Below are 1,688 nucleotides of genomic sequence, written 5' to 3'. Positions count from 1 at the left end.
GTTGACTCGTCGAAGAGCGCGCTCGAGTACACGAGAACCCCGATGATTTCGTCGCCGGCTTCCCGTAAAGCGAGATCGAGATCGAATTTGGCTACTTCATAATTCGTCTCGAGCGGCGTCACAGAAAGGCCATCGAGTTTCGTTGCCGCAACGACATCCTCGTTTTCCCAAGAGAACATCACCTGGAACAAGGGAGTGTGGTCGAGCCGGCGGGCGGGTTGAACGATCTCGACAACCTGCTCGAAGGGAAGATCCTGGTGGTCTTGGCCCGACACGACTTTCGAACGAACCTGCGCCAAGAGCGTCTCGAGGTCCTGCGATTCGGAAAGATCCACTCGCAGCGCGAGCGTATTCACGAAGAACCCGATCAACCCCTCCACCTCGGTGCGGGCACGGTTCGCGACCGGCGTGCCAATCACAATGTCCTCTTGGCCGGAAAGCCGTGACAGCAGACTTGCCCACGCCGCCAGAATCGTCATGAACAACGTCGTCCCGTAACGAAGGCTCAACACCTTCAACTGGCGACTCAATTCAGGGTCGAGCCAAATATCCACGTGCGCGCCTGCAAACGATTGTTGCGCCGGACGGGAACGATCCGTGGGTAACGCCAGCAGGGCCGGCGCATCAGCAAGTTCAGAACTCCAGTACCGTGCCTGCAACGCCTGACGTTCTCCCGAAATCCATTCGCGCTGCCAGACCGCGTAATCGGGGTACTGAATCTGGAGTGCCGGCAGTGGATCTTCGCCGTCTCGCAGGAACGCCCCGTACAACGTCCGTAGTTCGCGGAGAAAAACCTCGATCGACCAGCCGTCTGAGATGATGTGATGCTGAGTCAGGGTAAGAACATGCTCCTCGTCGCCGAGCCGGATCAACTGGCCTCGGACAAGCGGGCCGCGCGCGAAATCGAAGGGCGCATCCGACGCTTCGCGGCACAGTTCCGTCAGGCGCGTCTGCGCCTGATCGACGCCGCGAAGATCATGCTCGACCAATCCGAAACCTGTCTCCGCAGCCAAAAGCTCAACATGCGGCTCGCCACCCTGGGCGACAAAGACGCTGCGTAACCCCTCGTGACGTTCCCACAACGTGTCGAGGCTACGGATGAGGGCGGCACGATGAAGAGGCCCGCGCAGGTTCAGAGCCAACGGAATGTGATAGCTGGCGCTCATCCCGTCCAACTGTCCAAGGAACCACAAGCGCTGCTGGGCAAAGGACAGAGGCAGCACACCCCCGCGATCCACAGGCTCGATCGCGGGCAGCAACTGGCGACCGGACTTCTCGACAAGCTCGGCGATCACCCCAGCCATATCAAACAAAACCGGCTGAGCGAAAAGCTTCGCCAGCGTGAGTTCGATGCCGAGCTCTTGGCGTATGCGGCTGATGAGTCGGACGGCGAGGAGGGAGTGTCCGCCGAGGGTGAAGAAGCTGTCGCGTCGTCCGATCCGTTCAACTCCCAGCAGGTCGCTCCACAGCCCAGCCAGTAGTGTCTCGATCTCACCCACCGGTGCCTCCTCGACACCACGCGCGTAAGCCTCGTCCGCGGGCGCGGGCAAAGCGCGCCGATCCACCTTCCCATTCGGTGTCAGCGGCAGCGCGTCCAACACAACAAACGCCGCTGGAACCATGTGCTCAGGAAGACTCAACGACAAATACGACCGCAACTCGCCAGCAAGACCCACCACCTCATCCTG

1 protein-coding gene is annotated in these 1,688 nt (G+C 60.6%); it reads right to left on the bottom strand.

From position 1 onward, the window contains the following. Positions 1 to 1,688 (bottom strand): condensation domain-containing protein (locus tag B7R24_RS17215; protein ID WP_253259947.1); only part of this gene is annotated, 1,688 nt, incomplete at both ends.

It is taken from the genome of Subtercola boreus, assembly GCF_003399645.1.
Taxonomy (GTDB): Bacteria; Actinomycetota; Actinomycetes; order Actinomycetales; family Microbacteriaceae; genus Subtercola; species Subtercola boreus_A.
This window is presented reverse-complemented; position numbering and strand designations above follow the sequence as displayed.